The following is a 22,352-nucleotide window of genomic DNA, read 5'->3' on the forward strand; positions in this document are numbered from 1 at the left end:
AATTGGATAAGAAAAGCATTTTTAAGGAACTGACTGAATTACAAGATGAATATTGCAAGGATTGTTTTATCAAGCAGCATTTTCGGAAGGAATACGGAAAAACATATGCTCATTCCTTCTGCATTAATAAATGTACGGTAGGGGAGAGGCTTAAAGCATATGGAGAGGTGTTAACAAACCGATAAAAAATAAAAACCGCAGAATATGCGGTTTTTATTTTTTGAATTCATCCAACTGATGCTGGCATTGGTCTAACAGCTGATGCTGTTTGTGTAAAAAGTCACTGTCAAGAGCGGCTAATTCTTCAGATTGTGACAGCTCTCTGGCATCCGCAATTGATTGATAAGCGGACTCAAGTAAGGTTGTGCTTTGGTCTCGTGTCGCCATACCTGTCGTTTTCTGCGCTGTTTCCACCGCTAATTCTAATTGCCGTTTATCAGTAAATCCTTCTTCATGAAAGTTTGATTCCACTAAAAAACACCTCCGCGAATATTTTGCAGAGTTTTTGAAAATTTATGTGGAAAAATAGAAAATAAAACATAAAATAAGCCGATATAACTATTGAACCTAAATGAATAGGTCGTATTTACTATTTAGGGTATCTTGTAAAGAAGGGGAAAACAGCAGTGGACGATAAAGACTTAAAAACCATCCTTCATAAAACATTTATAGAAATATACAATGATTTGGAAGAACTAGCAGAAGTTGCGAAAAAAGGAAGGCCGTCATTGGAAAAGCACATTGAAGAGATTGAACAAAGGTGTAAACAAAACATTTTAGCAATAGAAATTCAAATGAAAATCAAATAGGAGAGGCTTTCGCCTCTCCTCTATTTGTCATCATGTCATCAAGTATTGAGTTTAGAGTTTTACAACATTAGAAGCTTGAGGTCCACGATTACCTTCGACAATTTCAAAAGAAACTTCTTGTCCTTCTTCTAATGATTTGTATCCTTCTCCTTCGATAGCAGTGAAGTGAACAAATACATCGTCTCCGCCTTCAACTTCAATGAAGCCGAAACCTTTTTCGTTGTTGAACCATTTTACTTTACCGTTTTGCATATTGCTTAATTCCTCCTAGTACTGTAGCACCTTCGTGCTAAAAAAAATTTTGTCATCACCCAACGTCAGTCAAGGACTGTTGTTAAATGATGGTTCAACTATACACCATTTGGCAGCGTGCGTCAAGCTGTCACCGTTTATTTCAGCACATTAATTTTCAAGAAGCAATCGGTTATAAATCTGACTTGTAACCGCTTTACAAAAAGTAGTCATATCACGCCGGAACAGATCATAAAAAAGGGCACACAAAAAATCCGTGTGCACCTGCTTATCAATACTTACGGGCTTAAGAGAGGGCCCTTGTTTTAGTTTGGCTGTTCATCATTTCAGATTCTTCAATGATATCCTGCAAAATGACTTCAGATGAATGAGATAAATGAAGGCTTTTAATATTTTGTTTCATCCGGTTCAGAGCCGCTTCATCTGAAAGGAGGGACGACACAGATTCAAGAATTTCCTCATGGCGGTTAACCACGATTGCCGCTCCGCGCTCTTCAAAGAAAATTGCATTTTCTTTTTCCTGCCCAGGCACCGGTTTGTACAGAATGACAGGCACTCCGATAGCTGTCGCTTCAGTTAACGTGATGCCGCCCGGTTTTGTGATCATGCAATCTGTAACCCGAAACAGCTCGTCGATCCGCTCGACATAGCCGAGAACCTTCAGTTTATCACCGTTCGCCGCTGCAAGAGCGCTTAAAGATTCTTTTAATGCCGTGTTTTTCCCGCATACTACAATGACTTGCACGTTCTCATCCATGACGAGGTTTTCACATAGCTCTTTTACGTTTTTTAATACGCCGTGTGCGCCCGCCATAATAAGAAGCACTTTTTTATCAGGAGAAATATTGTATTTTGTATAAATGGGCTCCGTGGGCATAGATTCTTCAAATTGCGGTCTGATCGGAATGCCTGTAATTTTTACATTATTTGGATGTGTTCCGATTTCGATAAGCTTTTCCTTGACGTAATCAGTTGCCACATAATATTTATCCACATTTTCATGAACCCAAATTTTATGAAGACAGAAATCAGTCATGACGTTAAATGTCGGTATCACTCTGCCTGTTCTCCGTCTGTATTCCGGTACAACGATCATTGGAAATGTATTGATAATGATATCAGGCTCATGTTCATCTACAAGCTCGCCCAAACGTTTATTACCCATTTTAAAATAAATATTGAATTTGCGTTTATTATAGATTTTGTCAACTCCGTAATAAAACAAACGATAAAACTGTTTTCCGATTGAGAAGCTTTTTAGATAGAGGTATTGGGTGACCTCGGAAACAATCGGATTTGACTCTTGGTACAAATTAGAAACTGTTACATGTTGAAAGCCGAGCCGTATACATTGCTCATAGAGCGTTTTGGCGACCTGCACATGACCATTTCCATAATTTGCAGTCAAAATTAATATTTTTTTATTGGTATTCAAGTAAATTCACCTCAATGTAATCAACAACAAGCAAGCTTCATGCATCGTAAGGAGTTATTGTCTATACATAAACATAACACAAATACATTATTGATTTATAAATGCCTCGAAAAATTTAAACTAAATTTAAAAGATTTAGATTCCAATATTTAAATTTTTTGTTATTCAAATACCGAATCAGATGTATTTTATCATATTTTTTGCTCACAGTATCACTAAAAGGCAAAAAATTATTCCCATTCATAAGGAGTTTCTTGATATACATAATAATTGAGCCAATTCATAAACAATAGCGTTGCATGAGCTTTCCAGCGGTTAACAGGTTCTTTGCTGTCTTCTCTGAAATAATGTTTCGGGGCTTCTACAGACGAAAGATTTCTTGAAACATCTCTTTCATATTCTTGAAGAAGCGTATTTGTATCATATTCCGGGTGCCCTGTTAAAAAGACTTGTTTTTCATCTTTGGAAGCAATCAGACAAACTCCCGCTTCCTTAGACGTGCTCAGTATGCGTAATTCATCTGAGGCTTCAAGCTGTTCCATATTTATATCTGTATGCCGGGAATGCGGCACATAGTATAGCTCGTCAAAACCTCTTACCAATCTCTCGTTTTTTTCGAGCACGGTGTGTTCAAAGACGCCAAAGGTTTTTTTTGGAAGATTAACTTTTTCAATGCCGTAATGATAATACAATCCCGCTTGTGCTCCCCAGCAAATATGGAGGGTAGACGTCACATTCGATTTGCTCCACTCCAAAATCTCTTTGAGTTCTTCCCAGTATGAGACATCCTCAAACGCCAAATGCTCGATCGGCGCTCCGGTAACAATCATACCGTCAAACTTTTTATCACGGATGCTGGAGAAAGTTGTATAAAATTCGTCTAAATGCTGCCTTGCCGTATTTTTTGGTGTATGTGTGCTGGGTATCAAAAAAGTAAAGTGCACTTGTAAAGGCGAATTGCCAAGCAGTCTCAGAAGCTGGGTTTCTGTTTGGATTTTTTTAGGCATCAGGTTTAAAATCACGATTCTCTGCGGCCTGATATCCTGGTGAAAAGCCCTGCTTTCATCCATTACAAATATATGTTCACTTTCTAGCACCTGCTTTGCCGGCAGATGAATAGGTATATTAATAGGCAACATGCCACCTCCGTCATTCCCCGTTAATTTTCTTCATTATAGGAACTTTCAAGCGATTTTTCAATCCATCCAAAGGGTTTGGCTTAAAAAAAGGCACGAATTACAACATTTCTAAGGCTTTGATAGAACACTCCCGCTTTTTGCACAACGCATGCCGGGCTTACTTTATAGAAGACGGAAGAAGAGGACGTTGGTTCCTCTTACATTAGCATTTATCATATCGTATTGGTTAAGACAAAGGAATGCAATGTTTGAAGCAGCAGTTATATACGAATGTTTACCGTTTGTTTTGCATAGCGAAAAGGGTAAAATAAACACAGCAGGAATGAAGGAGGGCAAGTGAATGTCAATTTATGATATTGAAGTCCGCACGATTACCGGAGAAGAAACGACGCTTCAGCCATTTGCCGGCAAGGTCATGATCATTGTCAATACGGCCAGTAAATGCGGTTTTACTCCTCAGTTGAAACAGCTTCAGGAGCTGTACGATACATATCAGCAGGAGGGTCTGGAGATTTTAGGATTTCCTTGTAATCAATTTATGAATCAGGAACCCGGGGATGAAACGAGTATACAAGAATTTTGTAAAAAAAATTACGGTGTTACCTTCCCGATGTTTGCGAAAATAGATGTGAATGGAGCGAAAGCCCACCCGCTTTTTACTTATCTGACCGAACAAGCAAAGGGAATGCTGGGGACGAAGGCGATAAAATGGAATTTTACGAAGTTTGTCGTGGATAAAAAAGGAAATATCGTCGGCCGTTATTCTCCCAATACCAACCCGAAAGAGATTGAAGATACAATTTTAAAGCTGTTAGCTGAGTAAGGGGTGTTCTGGTGAAAGAACAAAAGAGTATTCAGCTTGAGCACATCAGACAATGGGTGAAAGAAGCGTTAACGAATGAGAGTACAGGCCATGATTGGCAGCACGTAACAAGGGTTGCCGAGCTTGCTCTGTATATAGGGAAGACAGAAAACGCCGATCTTTTTATTATAGAAGCAGCAGCGTTGGTCCATGATTTAATTGATGCGAAAATCGCTCTGGAACACAGATTGGAGATTCAAGAGGTAAAGGAACAGTTGGCGTCCTTCGGGGTCTCACACGAACAGATCAGGCAAATCGCCGACATCATTACAACAATGTCTTTTCGGGACAGAGAAAGGCTTGCCGAAAAGCCCCTTTTAATAGAAGGGAAAGCAGTCCAGGATGCTGACAGACTGGATGCGATCGGCGCTGTCGGAATTGCCAGAACTTTTATATTTGCTGGTGCAAAAGGGAACAGTCTATATGGGACTGAATACAGCGATTATGCACACTTCTCCGATAAATTGCTGCTGCTCAAAGACATGATGAATACAGAAACAGGCATAAAACTCGCAGATGAACGGCACGAATTTTTGCTTCGATTTATCAGACAATTTCAAAGAGAGACTTCAGGGCTTGACTGTGAAACATCGTAATAGAAGGCTTGGAATGACTGTGATAGAATAGGTCACAGATATTTCATAGGAGGACAAACATGAAAATAAAATCAATTGAACCGACGCCAAGTCCGAATACAATGAAAGTGATTTTAACAGAAGAGCTTCCAGCCGGTAAAAGCAATAATTATAAACCGGATCAGACAGAAGGCGCACCGCCTGTTGTGGCGGAAATTTTAAAAATTGAAGGTGTAAAAGGCGTGTACCACGTTGCTGACTTTCTTGCCGTGGAACGGAATGCGAGATATGACTGGAAGGACATTCTGCCGCAAGTTCGTTCTGCATTCGGTATGGAGAATACAGAAAGCACAGAGAGCCGCTCTGACCAAGAATCCTTCGGAGAAGTAAAGGTATTCGTCCAAATGTTCAGCGGAATCCCGATGCAAGTGAAATTATCGGATGGAGAACGGGAAGAACGCTTCGGCTTGCCCGAGCGGTTTCAGCAGGCGATATTAAAACTCCGGTCCGAAGCTTCAAATGTCGTATTTGAGCGGACCTGGAAAGAACAAGGCGTCAGGTTTGGCGACTTTACAGAAATCGGGCATGATGTGACAGAAGAGCTGCAGGCGGCATACAGTGATGAGCGGCTGCAGCGATTAACAGAAGCAGCGGCCGAAGGAAAGGGCGAAGAAAAGCAGGCCGTTCAGCGTAAGTCATACCGAGTTACACTTGAGATGCTTGATGATGAAGACTGGAAGCAGCGCTACGCCCATCTTGAACAGATGGACCCGAAAGAAGAGGACATATCGGTTTTAGCGAAGGCGCTTGATGATCCGAAAACGTCTATCAGAAGACAGGCCGTTGTTTACTTAGGCATGATTGAGTCATCTGATGTACTTCCGCTTCTATATAAAGGGCTTGAGGATAAGACGGTTACGGTCAGAAGAACAGCTGGTGATTGTCTCTCAGATATTGGCGATCCGAAGGCGATTCCGGCAATGATTAAATCATTAAGCGATTCAAGCAAGATTGTCCGCTGGCGCGCTGCGATGTTTCTATATGAAGTCGGTGACGAAAGTGCTGTTGAAGCATTAAAAGCGGCTGAAGATGATCCGGAATTTGAGGTGAGCCTGCAAGTGAAAATGGCGCTTGAACGTATTGAACACGGAGAAGAGGCAAAGGGCTCTGTATGGAAGCAAATGACAGAGAGCAGAAAAAAAGATCAATAGATATAAATGAAAAAGGTGCTGAATTGGCACCTTTTTTTATTGAATTGACTTTTTATAAAAATTATTGCGAATATTGTTGAAAAATGTTTCGAAAATATATATAGTAAGTAACAATATAAACAGTTGGAGGGTTTGCATCGAGAAAAAAGCTATATAAATATAAAAAAAATACGTCTAACGAACCAGGCGGGGGGCGGCCTGAATGTGTTTCTTCGACAAATTTGCAAAAACAGCCCGCAAATAAACTGAAAATTGTTAAAATAAAATCCAATCAAATAATTGAAAGTATTTAGGGGGATCACCATGGCAGAATTACGCAGTAACATGATCACACAAGGAATCGACAGAGCACCACACCGCAGTTTGCTTAGAGCGGCGGGAGTAAAGGAAGAGGATTTCGGCAAACCGTTTATCGCGGTTTGTAATTCATATATTGATATCGTTCCCGGTCATGTTCACTTGCAGGAATTTGGAAAAATCGTAAAAGAAGCAATTAGAGAGGCGGGGGGCGTTCCTTTCGAATTTAATACGATCGGTGTAGATGACGGTATTGCTATGGGGCATATCGGCATGAGATATTCGCTTCCGAGCCGTGAAATCATTGCGGACTCTGTGGAGACGGTAGTCTCGGCTCACTGGTTTGACGGAATGGTCTGTATCCCGAACTGTGACAAAATCACACCGGGAATGCTAATGGCCGCTATGCGGGTCAACATTCCGACTATTTTTGTCAGCGGAGGTCCGATGGCGGCGGGAAGAACAAGCGACGGCCGCAAAATTTCTCTCTCTTCTGTATTTGAAGGTGTCGGGGCATATCAGTCCGGGAAAATCGGTGAAAGCGAACTTCGGGAATTAGAACAGTTCGGCTGTCCGACGTGCGGATCTTGTTCCGGAATGTTTACAGCAAATTCAATGAACTGCTTATCAGAGGCGCTTGGTTTGGCTTTGCCGGGGAACGGAACCATTTTGGCGACATCACCTGCGCGTAAAGAGTTTGTCAAGAAATCAGCCGCGCAATTAATGGAAACCATTCGCAAGGATATCAAACCGCGTGACATTGTAACTGAAAAAGCGATTGACAATGCGTTTGCATTGGACATGGCGCTTGGCGGTTCAACCAATACAGTGCTTCATACGCTTGCCCTCGCAAACGAAGCGGGAGTTGAGTATTCTTTGGAACGCATTAATGAAGTGGCTGAGAGAGTGCCTCACCTAAGTAAACTTGCACCGGCTTCTGATGTGTATATTGAAGATTTGCATGAAGCGGGCGGTGTATCAGCTGCATTGAACGAGCTTTCTAAAAAAGAAGGGGCGCTTCATTTGGACGCGCTGACTGTTACGGGAAAAACACTGGGTGAAACCATTGCCGGACATGAAATAAAAGATTACGATGTCATTCATCCTCTTGATCAGCCTTTCACTGAAAAGGGCGGACTTGCCGTTTTATTTGGAAACCTGGCACCAGACGGCGCCATTATTAAAACGGGCGGCGTGCAGGACGGAATCACAAGACATGAAGGCCCTGCTGTTGTATTCGACTCACAGGATGCTGCGCTTGAGGGAATCATCAACCGTAAAGTCAAAGCGGGCGATGTTGTCATCATTCGTTATGAAGGACCTAAAGGCGGGCCGGGAATGCCGGAAATGCTTGCGCCGACTTCACAAATCGTCGGAATGGGGCTGGGGCCTAAAGTGGCTTTAATTACGGACGGGCGCTTTTCAGGGGCTTCACGCGGACTTTCAATCGGCCACGTTTCCCCGGAAGCTGCTGAAGGCGGACCGCTTGCGTTTGTTGAAAATGGCGATCATGTCATTGTTGACATTGAAAAGCGGATCTTAGATGTGCAGGTCCCTGAAGAAGAATGGGAAAAACGGAAAACGAATTGGAAGGGGTTTGAACCGAAAGTAAAAACAGGTTATTTGGCCCGTTACTCGAAACTTGTGACAAGCGCCAACACCGGAGGTATCATGAAAATCTAGCCGGCAGAAATTTGCATATTTGAAATCCGCTCCTCTCTATAGTATCCTTTACATCAGATAAAGGAATATAGAGGGGGCTTTTTTTATGTCAATGGCTTATGAAGAATATATGCGCCAGCTCGTTGTGCCAATGCGCCGCGAGCTGACTGGAGCCGGTTTTAAAGAATTAACGACGGCCGAAGAAGTAGAAGGTTTCATGGAAGAAGCGGAGGGCACATCACTAGTGGTCGTCAATTCTGTTTGCGGCTGTGCAGCGGGCCTTGCGCGTCCGGCAGCAACACAGGCCGTGTTACAGCATGATAAGGCGCCGGATCAGACTGTTACCGTATTTGCAGGCCAAGATAAAGAAGCAACTGCAAAAATGCGTGAGTATTTTACCGGCCAGGAACCATCCTCGCCCTCCATGGCTCTATTGAAAGGGAAAGAAGTCGTTCATTTCATCCCGCGTCATGAAATTGAGGGGCATGAGATGGAAGAGATTATGAAGAACTTAACGGATGCCTTTGACAAACACTGCTAAAATGCCCGTATTTCGGGCATTTTCTTTTTAGGAGAAAGATAATGATCACAACCAGTTATAGACCTTCTGATCAAACCGTACAATTAGCCAAAACGCTTTCCAAAGAGCTGCACACCGTTTATTGTGACCGAAATAAACAGCCAGTTGAAAAAATACTGGAAACATCGGAAAATGATTTGCTGGTTATCGGTAAAGAACGATTCGAACTTTATACAAAGAATGGCGGAAAATTCTTCTTTCATCCGAATACAGCAATGTTCAGAGCGAAAAGGTTTTTGCGCGGCGAACAAGAGCCCATGCTGAGAGCGGCGGAATTGTCGGCTGGCGATTCCTTTTTAGACTGTACACTCGGTCTAGCATCTGATTCCATTATGGCAAGCTTGGCCGTAGGTGAAACAGGCACGGTTATCGGACTTGAGAAACATAAACTCATATCGGTTCTTGTAAAAAAAGGCCTCCATACATGGGAAACAGGCGTGGAACCGCTTCAAGCTGCAATGAAGAGAATTGAAGTCAAGCATGCTGATTGTTTCGACTACTTGAAGCAGCTTCCCGACGATTCCGTTGATGTCATTTATTTCGACCCGATGTTTCACGAGCCTGTTGAGGCATCAGACGGCATTGCTCCTTTGCGGAACTTAGCAGAAGAGCTGTTTCCGGCAGAAGACTGTATAAAGCATGCAGTCCGCGCCGCCAGAAAAAGCGTCGTGCTGAAGGATCATTGGAAAAGCCCTCGGTTTGAACAATACGGTTTCAATGTGTTTAAAAGAAAAACGGCGCTTTTCCACTTTGGCGTCATCAAAACAAGCTCATGAAGAATCGTCATGAGCTTGTTTTAATCAGTTACTTCCATGATGATAAAGTAAAGCAGCGTAATCAGTGAAGCAGCGGCGAACAAAGCGTTAATCATATGTTTTCCCCCTCTCTTTCCCCACTATTGTAAGCGTTTTATTGAAGAAAGCAAAGTAACAATTCTCCTATATTATATTTACGTATCATACATGACTGAGCCTTCATTATATGCTAGAATAAGAGAAACATTACAATAAAATAGAGAGGAATAAGCAGTCATGCAATTGTGGATGAGAAAGACCCTTGTGGTTTTATTTACCATTGTGACGTTCGGGCTCGTGTCTCCTCCGGCTGCTCTGATGACAGACAAGCCTTCCGGACAGCCGAGCAGCCTTGAGCAGAATGATTACACCGTTTTTTATGATGAGCATGATCTGTACGAAGAACACGGACGGGAAGGCAGGCTGGAACCTGAATTGCTTTTCCAGTCATACAAGGACCAGCTTCTTGACCGCGCGGAGGATCAATCTTTCTTGAAATTTGGAAGTAAGATTGCGCCGGTGATTGAAGATGACTACCGGAAAGAGGTCTTGCCGAAAATCGAAAGCGTCATAACTTCTTATTTAGCGACATTGCAAGACAATGAAGCTTATCAGGACGTTGTGATTTCCGATAAGCCTTCAGCGGGAAAAACGGAAAAAATCTTCCATGTTTACAATCGGACAACCGGAAAAGATCTTCTCAGATTCCATGTGCGCCGGGACCATCCGCCGCATGAAGGGTATTGGTTTAATTTTCACTATCATACAGCAGAAGACGGATTTCAATCGCATCATGAGCTTGGGAGCATCTATTGGGACCGCAATACGCCTCCCAACTGGATGAGCGCTTAAAAGGAGATGCCATTCCAAATGAAAAAATATACAATGAACGAAATGGTAGACATTACAAAAGATATGCTGAATAAAAGGGGCGTGATGATTGAGGATATTGCGAGCATTGTACAGAGGCTGCAAGAGAAGTACAATCCGAATCTGCCGCTCAGCGTATGTGTGGAAAATGTAGAAAAAGTTCTGAACAAACGGGAAATTATCCATGCGGTGCTGACAGGGCTGGCGCTTGATCAGCTTGCAGAGCAGAAGCTTTTGCCTGAACCGCTTCAGCATCTCGTTGAAACGGATGAACCGTTATACGGAATAGATGAAATCATCCCTCTTTCCATTGTTAATGTATACGGTTCGATCGGATTAACGAATTTTGGCTATTTGGATAAAGAAAAGATCGGCATTATTAAGGAACTTGATGAAAGTCCGGACGGCATTCATACGTTCCTTGATGACATTGTTGCAGCACTGGCGGCCGCCGCGGCCAGCCGCATCGCTCATACTCATCAAGATCTTCAAGATGAAGAAAAAGAAGAACAGGGAGAAAAACCCGTCGTTCATTAATAAAAAAATCATTTCTGAGAAATTGTGCAGAAATGATTTTTTATTGTGTTACACTACTACAAGACTACTTTTTAAAGGATGAAAAAAATGAAACAATACAAAGACTTATGTCGTCACGTGTTAGAGAATGGTGAAATAAAGGGAGACCGTACCGGAACTGGAACAATCAGCACATTCGGCTATCAAATGCGCTTTAATCTCCAAGAAGGCTTCCCGATGCTTACGACAAAAAAACTTCACTTTAAATCCATCGCTCATGAATTGCTTTGGTTTTTAAAGGGCGAAACGAACGTAAAATATCTTCAGGATAACGGGGTGCGCATCTGGAATGAGTGGGCGGACGAGAATGGAGAGCTCGGACCGGTGTACGGCTCGCAATGGCGCTCATGGCGCGGGGCTGACGGGGAAACGATTGACCAGATCACACGTCTGGTTCATGATATTAAAACAAACCCGAACTCAAGGCGTTTGATTGTCAGCGCTTGGAACGTCGGAGAAATTGACAAAATGGCTCTGCCGCCGTGTCATTGCCTGTTTCAATTTTACGTGGCAGACGGCAAACTGTCCTGCCAGCTGTACCAGCGTTCGGCCGATGTATTTCTAGGCGTGCCGTTTAATATTGCGTCCTATGCACTGTTAACCATGATGATTGCTCATGTAACAGGGCTGGAGCCTGGTGAATTTATTCATACTTTTGGTGATGTCCATATCTATCAAAATCATACAGAGCAGGTGAACATGCAGCTGACAAGAGATGTGCGTCCATTGCCGAAGCTTCGTTTTGCAAGAGAAGTTGATTCTATTTTCGACTTTACATTTGATGATTTTATTGTAGAGGACTATGACCCTCATCCGCATATTAAAGGGGCTGTAAGTGTATGATTTCTTTTATATTCGCGATGGATGAAAACAGGCTGATTGGAAAAAACAATGATTTGCCGTGGCGGCTTCCGAACGATCTCGCTTATTTTAAAAAGGTGACGACAGGCCATGCCATTGTGATGGGCCGGAAAACTTTCGAGTCCATTGGCCGCCCGCTCCCGAATCGGAAAAACATCGTGGTGACATCAGCAGATAAAGCTGAATTTCCGGGCTGTACAGTTGTCAGAACAATTGAAGATGTTCTGACAACCGCCTCTGATGCAGAGGAGTGCTTTGTTATTGGGGGCGCACAGCTTTATCAGGCTTTGTTCCCTTATGCTGACAGGCTGTATATGACAAAAATTCACCATACTTTTGACGGGGACCGTTATTTCCCTGAGTTTAATGAAGACGAATGGAAGCTCATTTCTGAAGAACAGGGAACCAAAGATGAAAAAAACCCGTACAATTATGAGTTCCTAGTATACGAAAAAAAGAATTCATCTGAAGCGGGAGGACTTTAATTGATTCGCTTTTGCTGTCTTGTGATTTACATTGTGTATATGCTCGTAAAGAATATTAAACAATTGTTTAATCTAACGATGATAGACCCTCGCCTTTCGTACGAAAAGCAAATGAAACTGGTCTATGAACAGCCAAAAGCGTTTATGAGAGGCTGTATTGATGTGTCGGGTTCTGTCATTACAATCAATCAGACTGAACCCATTCCGAACGGTCCTGTTTTATATGTCCATTCTCACTTGCGAACGGCTGACCTAGTTTTACTCGCAGGACATGTGCCGGGTCCCGTGTGTTTTATCGCAAGCCCAAAGGCTTTTCGGATTCCGTTTATGGGGAAATGGCTGGAGCGAATGAATGTGATAAGGGAAGAAGGAAATCCGGAAGTAATGCATGAATACATCACGGAGAATTTGCAAAAAGGACAGAGCATGCTTCTGTCGAGAAAGGGAAGTGCTGATCCCGAGGAGATCGCCGCCCGGCTGAACTTGCCGATTGTTATGGTGGAGACAGAAGGCACTGATCATTTGCTTCGAGGGACGCTGTTTAAGCGATTAAAAACATCGGAAATTGAAATGTCATTTAACCGGGTCTATTATCCCGCGGAACAAAAGCAGCTTCGTGCATAAAAAAGCACAGTCTCTTGAAAAAGAGACTGTGCTTTTTTGGCAATCAGAGAAACGGAACCTTTACACAGTAGAACAATACGCAGAAAAACATGGCCGCGCTGCCGCCTAATACAAAGCTGTGCCAAATTGCATGGTGGAAAGGTATTTTTCTCCAAATATAAAATATCGTTCCAAGGGAATATAATATGCCGCCGAGTAAGAGAAGGCCGAAACCGGCACCTGTTAATGAAGCGTACAACGGTTTAACGGCGATAATCATCAGCCAGCCCATCAACAAATAAACAAGTGTTGATACAATAATAAATCGTTTAACAAAGAAAATTTTAAATACAATCCCGCCGAGTGCTAAAGACCACACAATAATCAGCATCGTGAATCCGAGTGTGCCTTTTAACGGACCGAGCAGAAACGGCGTGTAAGTTCCGGCAATCAGTACATAAATGGCGGAATGATCAATAATCTCCAAAATATCTTTCGTTTTTTTGTGCTGAATGCTGTGGAGCAGGGTGGAGCTCAAATACAACAGCAGCATAGAGACTCCAAAGACGGAAAAACTGACAATATCCCATACCGTGCCGTAATTTGCCGAAAAGATCACTAAATACACAATGGCTGGGATTGATAAGAGAACACCTAAACCGTGTGTGACGGCATTTGCAATTTCTTCTTTTATTGTGAACATGAAATACTCCTCTCTTCTATTGAATCATTTGCTTTTGCAATGAATGTAAAAAATCTAAGCCTTCCATTGTAATCTTCGTACCCGCCCGGCCGCGGCTTTTTGATACATAATCCTTTTTTTCCAGATAATCGAGGCGGTTTCTTACCTGCTGGGGCGTCAAGGCTGTGTTTGTGTCTTTGCTCAGTTCGGATAATATCCTTCTGCTAGCAGGTTCGCCTTTTTCATTTAATGCTTTGACCGATTCTAAAATAAAGATAAATTCTTCTTTTTCCATCAGTGTCAGCAATTTTGATTTTTTCTTTGAGGATTTTGCTAAAAGTCCGTTTTGTACATCCGGCGGGACATCATGCGGATGGATGGTGCTTCCGCTCGAGACGGCAGCCATATAATCCGCCGTATTTTTTAATTCTCTGACATTTCCTTCGAATGGATGCTGCTCAAGTAATGGATAAACAGATGGGTCGATATGCAAATGATGCCCAGTGTGACTAAGAAAATACTGGATAAGCAGAGGAATATCGCTTTTTCGTTCAGATAGCGCGGGCAGTGATAAACTCAGTATATTCAGCCTGTAGAATAAATCTTGCCTGAACTGTTTTTTCTCAATAATGTCTGTCAGCGGAATACTGGTTGCACAGATGAAGCGTGCATGTCCGTCTGCTGCAGGCTGTGAATCGACAGCTCTCAGCAGCTGGTCCTGTATCCCGCGGGGCAGGCTCCATATCTCATCGAGAAATACAGTCCCGCGCGCTGCTTTTTGAATAGCGCCGGCTGAACCGAACAGCTCGTATTCAAGCTGTTCTTCTGATTGTGTACTGCAATTAATGCTGATAAATGGTTCGTTCTTTCTGGCCGATTTATGGTGAATTGCCGCAGCGAAATGTTCTTTTCCCGTTCCGACTTTTCCTGTGATCAGTACAGGAAGATCAGACGAGGCGAACTGCATGGCGATCCGTTTAGCTTCGAGAAAAGCCTTATGTTCTCCTATCAAATTTTGAAAAGAGAGGTTGTGAGCGGCAGTTTTCATTTATTGGCTCCTTTTGGTTCTAATTGGTTAAAGTATAACACCCCAATTCATGAGAAAACAAGTTTCCTGTTCAATCTTTCAATTTTTATTTAGTAAATATAAAAAATTCTCTTATTATTCGAATATTCATGCTATAATGGCATATTAAATAAGGATTTAAAATAAGAAAGGAATCTGTGCATGAAACCGTTGCTTAAAGAAAACTCTCTCATCCAAGTTAAAGATATTTTAAAGGCCCACCAAAATGTAAAGGATATTGTCATTCATACTCCTTTACAAAGGAATGACAGACTTTCTGAGAGATACGAGTGCAATATTTACGTAAAAAGAGAAGACCTTCAGGTGGTCAGGTCATTCAAGCTACGTGGAGCTTATAATAAGATGAAGCAGCTCCCTAAAGAGCAGACTGAAAACGGAGTCGTGTGCGCAAGCGCCGGAAACCACGCCCAAGGTGTTGCATTTTCGTGCAAACATCTGGGAATTCACGGTAAGATTTTTATGCCGTCAACCACGCCGAGGCAAAAAGTCTCTCAGGTTGAACTGTTCGGAAAGGGATTTATTGATATTATCCTGACTGGAGATACATTTGATGACGCTTATCACAGCGCCGTCGAGTGCTGTGATAAAGAAAACCGCGCATTTATTCATCCATTTGATGATCCGGATGTCATGGCCGGACAAGGAACAGCAGCTGTCGAAATCTTAAATGATATTGAAGTAGAGCCGCATTTTCTATTTGCGAGTGTCGGAGGAGGCGGCCTGCTTTCCGGGGTCGGAACATACATGAAAAACATTTCTCCTGAAACAAAAGTGATTGCAGTCGAGCCGAAGGGCGCCGCATCTTATTTTGAATCAAATAAAGCAGGGCATGTCGTAACGCTTGATAAAATTGACAAATTCGTTGACGGGGCCGCTGTGAAAAAAATTGGCGATCAAACGTTTAAAACGCTTGAATCGGTAGTGGATGATATTCTGCTCGTTCCTGAAGGAAAAGTGTGTACATCAATCCTGGAATTGTACAATCAATGCGCCATTGTCGCAGAACCGGCGGGGGCACTTTCCGTTGCCGCTTTGGATTTATACAAAGAAGAAATAAAAGGAAAAAATGTAGTGTGCCTCATCAGCGGAGGAAACAACGATATTGGCAGAATGCAGGAAATGAAGGAGCGGTCTATGATTTATGAAGGGCTTCAGCATTATTTTATCGTCAATTTTCCGCAGAGAGCGGGCGCGCTTCGTGAATTCCTAGATGAAGTGCTGGGACCTAATGACGACATTACTCGTTTTGAGTATACGAAAAAGAACAATAAAAGCAACGGACCGGCTCTTGTCGGCATCGAGCTTCAGTACAAAGAGGACTATGAACCGCTTATTGCGCGAATGGATAAAAAACCATTCCATTACTTGGAAGTGAACAAGGACCAGGACTTGTTCCATTTGCTGATCTAATTTTTCTGAAAAAACCGCATAAAATGACAGACAACTATTCCTCCGTTTTTATATAATAAAAGAAAACAATCAAAAAGAGGATTGATAGCTTGTTACTCAAAAGCCTAGAGTTCAAACGCCGGGACGGGATTCAGGTAAAAGTGACAGAAATACCTGTATTGAAGGAAGATGAGAACCATTTTTTTATGATGAATCAAAACCTTCAGCTCTATTTGAAGGAAGTGTTTTCATCAGACAGCAGGGCACAAGTGTATTCTTTCCGACAGTATATGAAACGCCGTATGAAATGGAAGGATTATCAGGCTATTTTTCACCAAGAGTCATTAAAACATAATGCGTAAAAACGGATTCTATTCCTAAGCACACACCCTTATGATGACGCGGAGACCAATGGCGGCACATAGGGGATGCTGTGCAGGGATTTTTTTATGCCGCATCTTATTCAACATCCATGGCCTCTTAAGATAAATCAGGCGCATGATGGCGGTTATTTATGAAAGCGTTTTTAACTGATAGGGAGGATGAAGCAAATGCGATATGTGAAATGTGTGGCAGCGGCTGTTTTTTTGCTGATGCTTTGCGCTTGCGGCGGGCAGCAAATAAAAGATCCGCTTAATTATGAAATAGAGCCATTTTCTTTTAAAAATCAAGATGGGAAAACTGTATCATTGGATCGTTTAAAAGGAGAAGTTTGGCTGGCTGACTTTATTTTCACAAATTGTGAAACAGTTTGTCCGCCTATGACGGCTCATATGACCGATCTTCAAAAAAAATTGAAGGCAGAAGATGCGGATGTCCGGATCGTTTCCTTCAGCGTGGACCCGGAGAACGATACGCCGAAAGAGCTGAAGAAATTTGCCGCTAATTATCCGATGTCATTTGATAATTGGGACTTCCTTACGGGATACAGTCAAAGTGAAATCGAAGCATTTGCACTTAATAGTTTTAAATCGATTGTGAAAAAGCCAGAGGGAGAAGATCAGGTGATTCACCAAACCTCCTTTTATTTAGTCGGTCCGGACGGCAAGGTGCTTAAAGACTATAATGGTGTTGAAAATACCCCCTATGAAGATATTATTGCTGATGTGAAAGCTGCCGAGAAGCTCAAGTAAACTCGCAGAACAGCCATTTTCAAAATCTGAAAAACATGTTACACTTTCCTCTAGTAGATTGGGGAAGGAGCAACAAGATTGAAGCTGCGCATTTTGGTACTCATTGCCAGTATGATTTTGCTTCTTACAGCCTGTACAAGTGTTCGGCAAACTGCAACAGAGAGAGAGCAAAAAGCCGAGGAACAGAAAACCAAAGAGCATATTGTGGTCGCCGCTATAGGGGATTCGCTGACAAAAGGAGTCGGAGATCCTGAAGGCAAGGGTTATGTCGGCAAGGTGGCGGAAGCATTAAAATCAGACGGGCAAGTAAAAACAGTAGATGTGAAAAATTATGCTGTCCAAGGGCATCGTACGGATGACCTTTTGAAAAAGCTTGACGATAAAAGCGTTCAAAACGGTTTAAAAGATGCTGATTATATCTTTTTTACAATTGGCGGCAATGATCTTATGAAAATTCTGCGCCAAAATTTCTTGCAATTAACGCTCGAACCCTTTCAAAATGAAGAAAAGCCTTTTGAAAAGCGGTTCAAACAAATCATCAGTAAAATAAGAGAGCAGAATGATGAGGCAGAGCTTATATATGTCGGCATGTATAATCCGTTTGCGTTTACTTTGTCTGAATTAAACGAAATAGACGGGGTTGTAACGGATTGGAACAAAATCGCGAAAAAAGAGCTGAAAGCGGACAAGAACGCAGCGATGACGAATGTCGAAGATTTATTTGCCAAAAAAAGTGACAGTAAACGTATTTCTGAAGAAGATGATTTCCATCCTAATGGAACAGGATATTCATTAATAGCAAAACGGGTCTATAAAACCATTGTAAAAGAAGGGTTACCAGCAGAATAGGGTGAATGTATGAAGAAGTGGAAACGTTTGTTTTTTATCCTTTTGGCTTTAAATATCATTGTTGCCGGCGGAATCGCGGTGTTGATGATTTTACCGGGGGAAAAAACAGACATGCAGCAAACGAAAACGAATGAATATGGTTTTAATGTGACAAGCACAAAAGAATCACTTGCCGCATTTGTCAATTCGTACTTAAAAGAAAAGGCATCAAACCAGCTCGATTATAAAGTCGAAATTGATGACGATGTACAAGTGGTAGGGAAGATCAAGGCTTTTTCATCAACGATTGATGCATTTGTCGCCTTTCAGCCGATCGTTCAAGAAAACGGTGATGTTGAGCTGGAAGTCACGAAATTTTCATTAGGGAAATTGAGTATTCCGATTAGTTTTGTTTTAAATTATATGGACAGCTTTTATGAACTTCCTTCTTTTGTCCATGTGCATCCAAGCGACAAAAGCATTGAAGTGAGTCTGTCAGAGATGCCATTATCGAATGGAATGTATGTAAAAGCGGATAAGATTAATTTAGAAGAAGATGAAATTGAATTCTCTTATTATCATCCTAAACAATAGCGTGTAACAGGAGTGACCGAATTGAAGCGAATTTATCAGTATTGCAGTTTATTGGCTTGCGTGTTTTCCTTCTATTTCGGCTGGCTTGCGTATCTTCATCTGGCCAGAGAAGATATAGATCAAATGTATTTAAACATCGCTTATTGCGCTTTGTTTCTGAGTGTGACGGTGTTTACATTTGATGTAAAAGATCGAAAAAAAAAAACCGATAAATCATAAAGGTACAACAAGAGACATGCCAGATCGTCTCTTTTTTTATGCGATTGAACCGCAATAAATTAGAAGATGAGGAGAAAATATGAAGTCTTATGATTTTACAAAAGGGCATGTGCTGAAACAGTTAGTCTTGTTTTCAACACCTATTTTGCTTGGAAACATGCTGCAGGTGTCTTTTCAGTTTATAGACAGCTTATGGGTCGGCAACTTATTGGGGGCAAAGGCGCTTGGTGCTTCCGCGGTTTCCGGCACAATTGTATTTACGGTGCTGTCATTTATTTTGGGGCTGAATAATGCCACTTTGACGATTTTATCACAGCAAAAAGGAAAAGATGATGAAAAGGGAATGGCATCTTATATTAATGCATTCGTCATTTTGATGACAATGTTAAGCGTCGTGTGCGGTGCAGCGGGATTTTTCTTATCTGATTTCTTGTTGCGCCTGCTGCATACACCGGAAAATATGATTCCGCTTGCTGACATCTATTTAAAAATTTTATCGGGATACTTTTTTTATTCGGCTATAACTTTATCAGCACAGTGCTCAGGGCGATCGGAGACAGTAAAACGCCATTGCGGTTTATCGCTTTTGCGGTGATCTTAAACACCGTATTGGCCCCGGTGTTTATTTCTGTTTTTCATTGGGGAATTGCAGGAGCCGCCTATGCGACGCTTTTGTCACAGGGTATAGCGTTTCTTTACGGTCTTTTTTATGTCATAAAAAATAAGCTTGTTCCGTTTTCTGTGCCAAGAAAGCCGAAGTGGAAGGAATTTGGATTAATTCTGAGGCTTGGCATTCCTGCGGGATTGCAAATGATGGTCATTTCAGGAGGAATGATGGCGATCATGAGCGTCGTCAATTCGTATGGTGAGCATGTCGTTTCAGGATTCGGCGCTGCCCAGCGGCTTGATAGTATTATTACTCTTCCGGCGATGGCGGCGGGTACGGCAGTCAACAGCATGGCTGGCCAAAATATCGGAATTGGAAATTATAAGAGAACGGGGGAAATTGCTAAGCACGGTGTAATGTATGTGTTTGCCTGTATGCTGCTGATTGCGGTCTGTATCAGCCTGTTCGGTAAATACGCGATTGGTTTATTTATTAAGGAACCAGAGGCGGTTCGTTTCGGGGAGGAATATTTGCGGTGGATCGCATTCTTTTATCCTTTTATCGGAATTAATTTTGTGCTGAATGGAATCGTCAGGGCATCTGGCGCCATGATGCAGGTGCTGCTTCTGAATATTATATCGTTTTGGGTGCTGAGATACCCGTTTACTGCCATCTTTTCAGCTTGGCTTGGCGAAAAAGGAATAGGGCTCGGTATAGGTATGAGCTTTTTGTTTAGCAGCTGTGCCGCTTTTTTATATTACCGATACGGCCGCTGGAAAACGATGAAGCTGTTTGAAAAGAAAAAAGCACAATCCGGCTGAGCGGAATGTGCTTTTCGTTTTTTACCGTTTTTTATCAAGCTTGCTGAACAGCTCGATTAAGGTTGCGAGCTCTGCATCAGTATAGCAATCGAAACGTTTAAAGAAATATTCTGTTTTTTTCTGATTGAAATGTTCAACGATTTTCTCACCGGCTTCGGTGATGTGAATTCTGATAATGCGCCTGTCTTCTTTTGAACGGATTCTCGTAATCCATTCCTTTTCCACCAAGGCGTCAGTAACAGCGGTGATATGGCTTGCCGATACTTCTAATATCGGAGCGAATTCTGTAACCTTTTTAGGTCCTTGCTCACTGAGCAGACGCAGAATCGTAAATTCATTTCGGGATAGCTCTTTATCTAAGATTTCATTAACTTCATTGCGTATTTGTTTAAATACTTTACGGAGTAAAGCTTCCATATCGTACATCATTTGAGTTCTTACTTTCAAATTGTGAACCTCCATTACATAATCAGCGTGGTTTCAACTTATAAGCTTTTTTACCGAAAAGCAGAATCATTTTCATTCTATTTTTACATGCTATAATATAATAATACCACGTATTAACAAAGGAGGCACCAGTATGTCTGAAAAAAAAGAAATCGCCACATTTGCAGGGGGCTGTTTTTGGTGTATGGTCAAGCCGTTCGATGAACAGCCGGGAATCGAAAAAGTGGTATCCGGGTATACAGGGGGCCATACTGAAAACCCTACGTACGAAGAAGTGTGCAGTGAGACAACGGGCCACCGGGAAGCGGTTCAAATTACTTTTCAACCTGATGTGTTTCCCTATGAAAAGCTGCTTGAACTGTTTTGGCAGCAAATAGATCCGACAGATGCCGGCGGGCAGTTTGCTGATCGGGGCAGCTCTTATCGCGCGGCCATCTTCTATCATAATGAAAAACAAAAAGAGCTGGCGGAGGAGTCGAAAAAAAGGCTTGAGGAAAGCGGAATTTTCAAAGCTCCAATTGTCACTGATATTTTGAAAGCAGAGCCTTTCTACGAAGCAGAGGATTATCATCAAGGTTTTTACAAGAAAAATACGGCCCATTATCAGCGTTACAGGATAGGTTCAGGGCGAGAAGGTTTTATTAATCAGCACTGGGGGGCCAAATAAATGGCAGGTAATAAAGAAGAAAAAATAAAATCATTAAACCGAATGCAGTATGAAGTCACGCAAAACAACGGGACAGAGCCGCCGTTTCAAAATGAATATTGGGATCATAAAGAGGAAGGCCTCTATGTAGATATTGTCTCAGGGAAGCCCCTTTTCACTTCAATGGATAAATTCGATTCCCATTGCGGCTGGCCAAGCTTTACAAAGCCGATTGAAGATAAAGAAGTGGAAGAAAAAGTAGACACGACCCACGGAATGATTCGTACGGAAGTGAGAAGCCGGACGGCGGACTCGCATCTGGGCCATGTATTTAACGACGGCCCGGGACCAAGCGGACTGCGCTATTGCATTAATTCTGCCGCTTTGCGGTTTATACCAAAAGATAAGCTGAAGGAAGAAGGATATGAAGCCTACCAGCATCTATTTGACAAGTAAAACAAAAACAGGCCTGCCCAGTAAATGATCAGGCCTGTTTTTTTTCTTTTTTCTGCCAGACTAGTTATGCTAAAACTTTACTGAAGTCATTGTCAAAAGGGGAATATGATCATGCTTGGCATAAAAATTGATAAATTCAATGAAAGTCTTAAAATCAGTTGGCAACTATCCCAAATTGAAATTCCAATCAAAGAAATAAAAGATGTCTCTCTTGATCTGACTTATGGGGGAGAGGAGAAAAATGCAATAAGAATAGGAACTCCTTATGGCACTACAGATAGGGTAGTGATTAAAACAACAAATAACACTTACATCTTGTTCACCACTAATATGAATTCCACTATGAACAAGATTAATTCCCTCTTAAGTAATTGAAGTCCTCTTAGTTGTTGCTCTTGTAATCATGAAGCATAGTAAAATCTAGATAATTGT

The 22,352-nt window shown here is 42.0% G+C and carries 29 protein-coding genes and 1 pseudogene; 23 read left to right on the forward strand and 7 right to left on the reverse strand.

Annotated elements, in window-relative coordinates; all coding sequences use genetic code 11:
- Positions 1-2: 2 nt before the first annotated feature.
- Complete coding sequence (locus AXI57_RS11540; RefSeq protein ID WP_003325690.1) at positions 3-185, forward strand: zinc-finger domain-containing protein; 183 nt, start codon at positions 3-5, stop codon at positions 183-185.
- 28 nt (positions 186-213) lie between these two features.
- On the opposite strand, the gene AXI57_RS11545 is transcribed toward AXI57_RS11540, so the two are convergent.
- A complete protein-coding gene (locus AXI57_RS11545; RefSeq protein ID WP_010788998.1) occupies positions 214-471 on the reverse strand; it encodes a DUF2564 family protein in 258 nt (85 codons plus the stop codon).
- Positions 472-626: 155 nt separating this feature from the next.
- Here AXI57_RS11545 and degR point away from each other — a divergent pair, with 155 nt between their 5' ends.
- Positions 627-809: a transcriptional regulator DegR gene (degR, locus tag AXI57_RS11550; protein WP_061670133.1), complete on the forward strand. Its 183-nt coding sequence runs from the start codon at positions 627-629 to the stop codon at positions 807-809.
- A gap of 51 nt (positions 810-860) precedes the next feature.
- Here the strand turns inward: degR and cspD are convergent, their stop codons facing one another.
- The 3 genes from cspD to metA all read right to left on the reverse strand — a co-directional run bounded on the left by cspD (position 861) and on the right by metA (position 3,632).
- Entirely contained in the window at positions 861-1,061 is a 201-nt protein-coding gene (cspD, locus tag AXI57_RS11555; protein WP_003153604.1) for a cold-shock protein CspD, read from the reverse strand.
- 286 nt (positions 1,062-1,347) lie between these two features.
- Positions 1,348-2,496: a diglucosyl diacylglycerol synthase gene (locus AXI57_RS11560; protein WP_061670134.1), complete on the reverse strand. Its 1,149-nt coding sequence runs from the start codon at positions 2,494-2,496 to the stop codon at positions 1,348-1,350.
- Between the two features lie 230 nt (positions 2,497-2,726).
- Entirely contained in the window at positions 2,727-3,632 is a 906-nt protein-coding gene (gene metA / locus AXI57_RS11565) for a homoserine O-acetyltransferase MetA (protein ID WP_003325694.1), read from the reverse strand.
- Positions 3,633-3,975: 343 nt separating this feature from the next.
- On the opposite strand from metA, the gene AXI57_RS11570 reads away from it, so the two are divergent.
- The 11 genes from AXI57_RS11570 to AXI57_RS11620 all read left to right on the forward strand — a co-directional run bounded on the left by AXI57_RS11570 (position 3,976) and on the right by AXI57_RS11620 (position 13,032).
- Positions 3,976-4,458: a glutathione peroxidase gene (locus tag AXI57_RS11570; protein ID WP_003325695.1), complete on the forward strand. Its 483-nt coding sequence runs from the start codon at positions 3,976-3,978 to the stop codon at positions 4,456-4,458.
- An 11-nt stretch (positions 4,459-4,469) separates the two neighbouring features.
- Complete coding sequence (locus AXI57_RS11575) at positions 4,470-5,093, forward strand: HD domain-containing protein (protein WP_061670135.1); 624 nt, start codon at positions 4,470-4,472, stop codon at positions 5,091-5,093.
- 59 nt (positions 5,094-5,152) lie between these two features.
- On the forward strand, positions 5,153-6,283 hold the full coding sequence (locus AXI57_RS11580) for a conserved virulence factor C family protein (protein ID WP_061670136.1): 1,131 nt from the start codon (positions 5,153-5,155) through the stop codon (positions 6,281-6,283).
- 303 nt (positions 6,284-6,586) lie between these two features.
- Positions 6,587-8,263, forward strand: a complete 1,677-nt coding sequence (gene ilvD / locus AXI57_RS11585) for a dihydroxy-acid dehydratase (RefSeq protein WP_061670137.1) — start codon at positions 6,587-6,589, stop codon at positions 8,261-8,263.
- An 85-nt stretch (positions 8,264-8,348) separates the two neighbouring features.
- Positions 8,349-8,783 (forward strand): BrxA/BrxB family bacilliredoxin, encoded by a 435-nt coding sequence (locus tag AXI57_RS11590; RefSeq protein WP_003325700.1) that lies wholly within the window; start codon positions 8,349-8,351, stop codon positions 8,781-8,783.
- A gap of 41 nt (positions 8,784-8,824) precedes the next feature.
- Entirely contained in the window at positions 8,825-9,598 is a 774-nt protein-coding gene (locus AXI57_RS11595) for a class I SAM-dependent methyltransferase (RefSeq protein ID WP_061670138.1), read from the forward strand.
- A 255-nt stretch (positions 9,599-9,853) separates the two neighbouring features.
- Positions 9,854-10,468 carry a YpjP family protein gene (locus tag AXI57_RS11600; protein ID WP_061670139.1) on the forward strand — a complete coding sequence of 205 codons (615 nt, stop codon included), beginning with the start codon at positions 9,854-9,856 and terminating at the stop codon, positions 10,466-10,468.
- Between the two features lie 18 nt (positions 10,469-10,486).
- On the forward strand, positions 10,487-11,023 hold the full coding sequence (locus tag AXI57_RS11605; RefSeq protein WP_061573037.1) for a phosphatidylglycerophosphatase A family protein: 537 nt from the start codon (positions 10,487-10,489) through the stop codon (positions 11,021-11,023).
- A gap of 87 nt (positions 11,024-11,110) precedes the next feature.
- A complete protein-coding gene (locus tag AXI57_RS11610; RefSeq protein ID WP_010788988.1) occupies positions 11,111-11,905 on the forward strand; it encodes a thymidylate synthase in 795 nt (264 codons plus the stop codon).
- Positions 11,902-12,408 (forward strand): dihydrofolate reductase DfrA, encoded by a 507-nt coding sequence (gene dfrA / locus AXI57_RS11615; protein ID WP_061670140.1) that lies wholly within the window; start codon positions 11,902-11,904, stop codon positions 12,406-12,408. Before AXI57_RS11610 ends, dfrA begins: the two co-directional genes overlap by 4 nt.
- Entirely contained in the window at positions 12,409-13,032 is a 624-nt protein-coding gene (locus AXI57_RS11620; protein ID WP_013390575.1) for a lysophospholipid acyltransferase family protein, read from the forward strand. It abuts the gene before it with no gap.
- Positions 13,033-13,075: 43 nt separating this feature from the next.
- Here the strand turns inward: AXI57_RS11620 and trhA are convergent, their stop codons facing one another.
- A complete protein-coding gene (gene trhA, locus AXI57_RS11625; protein ID WP_003325707.1) occupies positions 13,076-13,714 on the reverse strand; it encodes a PAQR family membrane homeostasis protein TrhA in 639 nt (212 codons plus the stop codon).
- 16 nt (positions 13,715-13,730) lie between these two features.
- The gene (locus AXI57_RS11630; protein WP_061670141.1) at positions 13,731-14,741 is read right to left on the reverse strand and encodes a sigma 54-interacting transcriptional regulator; all 1,011 of its coding nucleotides are present in this window, start codon (positions 14,739-14,741) and stop codon (positions 13,731-13,733) included.
- 180 nt (positions 14,742-14,921) lie between these two features.
- Here AXI57_RS11630 and ilvA point away from each other — a divergent pair, with 180 nt between their 5' ends.
- The 7 genes and pseudogenes from ilvA (at position 14,922) to AXI57_RS11665 (ending at position 20,371) form a co-directional block, all read left to right on the forward strand.
- Positions 14,922-16,190, forward strand: a complete 1,269-nt coding sequence (gene ilvA / locus AXI57_RS11635; RefSeq protein WP_010788984.1) for a threonine ammonia-lyase IlvA — start codon at positions 14,922-14,924, stop codon at positions 16,188-16,190.
- 89 nt (positions 16,191-16,279) lie between these two features.
- On the forward strand, positions 16,280-16,531 hold the full coding sequence (locus AXI57_RS11640; RefSeq protein WP_003325710.1) for a DUF2535 family protein: 252 nt from the start codon (positions 16,280-16,282) through the stop codon (positions 16,529-16,531).
- 189 nt (positions 16,532-16,720) lie between these two features.
- A complete protein-coding gene (locus AXI57_RS11645) occupies positions 16,721-17,302 on the forward strand; it encodes an SCO family protein (RefSeq protein ID WP_003325711.1) in 582 nt (193 codons plus the stop codon).
- 78 nt (positions 17,303-17,380) lie between these two features.
- Positions 17,381-18,151, forward strand: a complete 771-nt coding sequence (locus AXI57_RS11650) for an SGNH/GDSL hydrolase family protein (RefSeq protein WP_061670142.1) — start codon at positions 17,381-17,383, stop codon at positions 18,149-18,151.
- Positions 18,152-18,160: 9 nt separating this feature from the next.
- The gene (locus AXI57_RS11655) at positions 18,161-18,724 is read left to right on the forward strand and encodes a YpmS family protein (RefSeq protein WP_061670143.1); all 564 of its coding nucleotides are present in this window, start codon (positions 18,161-18,163) and stop codon (positions 18,722-18,724) included.
- A gap of 21 nt (positions 18,725-18,745) precedes the next feature.
- The gene (gene ypmT, locus AXI57_RS11660) at positions 18,746-18,943 is read left to right on the forward strand and encodes a protein YpmT (RefSeq protein WP_061670144.1); all 198 of its coding nucleotides are present in this window, start codon (positions 18,746-18,748) and stop codon (positions 18,941-18,943) included.
- Between the two features lie 79 nt (positions 18,944-19,022).
- A pseudogene (locus tag AXI57_RS11665) lies at positions 19,023-20,371 on the forward strand (MATE family efflux transporter).
- 21 nt (positions 20,372-20,392) lie between these two features.
- Here the strand turns inward: AXI57_RS11665 and AXI57_RS11670 are convergent.
- Positions 20,393-20,818 (reverse strand): MarR family transcriptional regulator, encoded by a 426-nt coding sequence (locus tag AXI57_RS11670; RefSeq protein ID WP_003325718.1) that lies wholly within the window; start codon positions 20,816-20,818, stop codon positions 20,393-20,395.
- A gap of 133 nt (positions 20,819-20,951) precedes the next feature.
- On the opposite strand from AXI57_RS11670, the gene msrA reads away from it, so the two are divergent.
- From msrA to AXI57_RS11685, 3 genes are all read left to right on the forward strand, one after another.
- Positions 20,952-21,485 (forward strand): peptide-methionine (S)-S-oxide reductase MsrA, encoded by a 534-nt coding sequence (gene msrA, locus AXI57_RS11675; RefSeq protein WP_061670145.1) that lies wholly within the window; start codon positions 20,952-20,954, stop codon positions 21,483-21,485.
- Positions 21,486-21,920, forward strand: coding sequence for a peptide-methionine (R)-S-oxide reductase MsrB (msrB, locus tag AXI57_RS11680; RefSeq protein ID WP_003325720.1), 435 nt, complete (start codon positions 21,486-21,488; stop codon positions 21,918-21,920). It abuts the gene before it with no gap.
- 111 nt (positions 21,921-22,031) lie between these two features.
- Complete coding sequence (locus tag AXI57_RS11685) at positions 22,032-22,295, forward strand: SunI/YnzG family protein (RefSeq protein ID WP_061670146.1); 264 nt, start codon at positions 22,032-22,034, stop codon at positions 22,293-22,295.
- Positions 22,296-22,352: the final 57 nt, after the last annotated feature.

Origin of the sequence: Bacillus atrophaeus, from assembly GCF_001584335.1 — a bacterium.
Classification (GTDB): domain Bacteria; phylum Bacillota; class Bacilli; order Bacillales; family Bacillaceae; genus Bacillus; species Bacillus atrophaeus.

What these genes read in the sequence shown, in the direction of transcription:
- cspD (WP_003153604.1), bottom strand. Translation starts at nt 1,061, where the DNA reads ATGCAAAACGGTAAAGTAAAATGGTTCAACAACGAAAAAGGTTTCGGC.
- AXI57_RS11570 (WP_003325695.1), top strand. Translation starts at nt 3,976, where the DNA reads ATGTCAATTTATGATATTGAAGTCCGCACGATTACCGGAGAAGAAACG.
- AXI57_RS11580 (WP_061670136.1), top strand. Translation starts at nt 5,153, where the DNA reads ATGAAAATAAAATCAATTGAACCGACGCCAAGTCCGAATACAATGAAA.
- ilvD (WP_061670137.1), top strand. Translation starts at nt 6,587, where the DNA reads ATGGCAGAATTACGCAGTAACATGATCACACAAGGAATCGACAGAGCA.
- AXI57_RS11590 (WP_003325700.1), top strand. Translation starts at nt 8,349, where the DNA reads ATGTCAATGGCTTATGAAGAATATATGCGCCAGCTCGTTGTGCCAATG.
- AXI57_RS11595 (WP_061670138.1), top strand. Translation starts at nt 8,825, where the DNA reads ATGATCACAACCAGTTATAGACCTTCTGATCAAACCGTACAATTAGCC.
- AXI57_RS11600 (WP_061670139.1), top strand. Translation starts at nt 9,854, where the DNA reads ATGCAATTGTGGATGAGAAAGACCCTTGTGGTTTTATTTACCATTGTG.
- AXI57_RS11605 (WP_061573037.1), top strand. Translation starts at nt 10,487, where the DNA reads ATGAAAAAATATACAATGAACGAAATGGTAGACATTACAAAAGATATG.
- AXI57_RS11610 (WP_010788988.1), top strand. Translation starts at nt 11,111, where the DNA reads ATGAAACAATACAAAGACTTATGTCGTCACGTGTTAGAGAATGGTGAA.
- dfrA (WP_061670140.1), top strand. Translation starts at nt 11,902, where the DNA reads ATGATTTCTTTTATATTCGCGATGGATGAAAACAGGCTGATTGGAAAA.
- trhA (WP_003325707.1), bottom strand. Translation starts at nt 13,714, where the DNA reads ATGTTCACAATAAAAGAAGAAATTGCAAATGCCGTCACACACGGTTTA.
- AXI57_RS11630 (WP_061670141.1), bottom strand. Translation starts at nt 14,741, where the DNA reads ATGAAAACTGCCGCTCACAACCTCTCTTTTCAAAATTTGATAGGAGAA.
- ilvA (WP_010788984.1), top strand. Translation starts at nt 14,922, where the DNA reads ATGAAACCGTTGCTTAAAGAAAACTCTCTCATCCAAGTTAAAGATATT.
- AXI57_RS11645 (WP_003325711.1), top strand. Translation starts at nt 16,721, where the DNA reads ATGCGATATGTGAAATGTGTGGCAGCGGCTGTTTTTTTGCTGATGCTT.
- AXI57_RS11655 (WP_061670143.1), top strand. Translation starts at nt 18,161, where the DNA reads ATGAAGAAGTGGAAACGTTTGTTTTTTATCCTTTTGGCTTTAAATATC.
- msrA (WP_061670145.1), top strand. Translation starts at nt 20,952, where the DNA reads ATGTCTGAAAAAAAAGAAATCGCCACATTTGCAGGGGGCTGTTTTTGG.
- msrB (WP_003325720.1), top strand. Translation starts at nt 21,486, where the DNA reads ATGGCAGGTAATAAAGAAGAAAAAATAAAATCATTAAACCGAATGCAG.
- AXI57_RS11685 (WP_061670146.1), top strand. Translation starts at nt 22,032, where the DNA reads ATGCTTGGCATAAAAATTGATAAATTCAATGAAAGTCTTAAAATCAGT.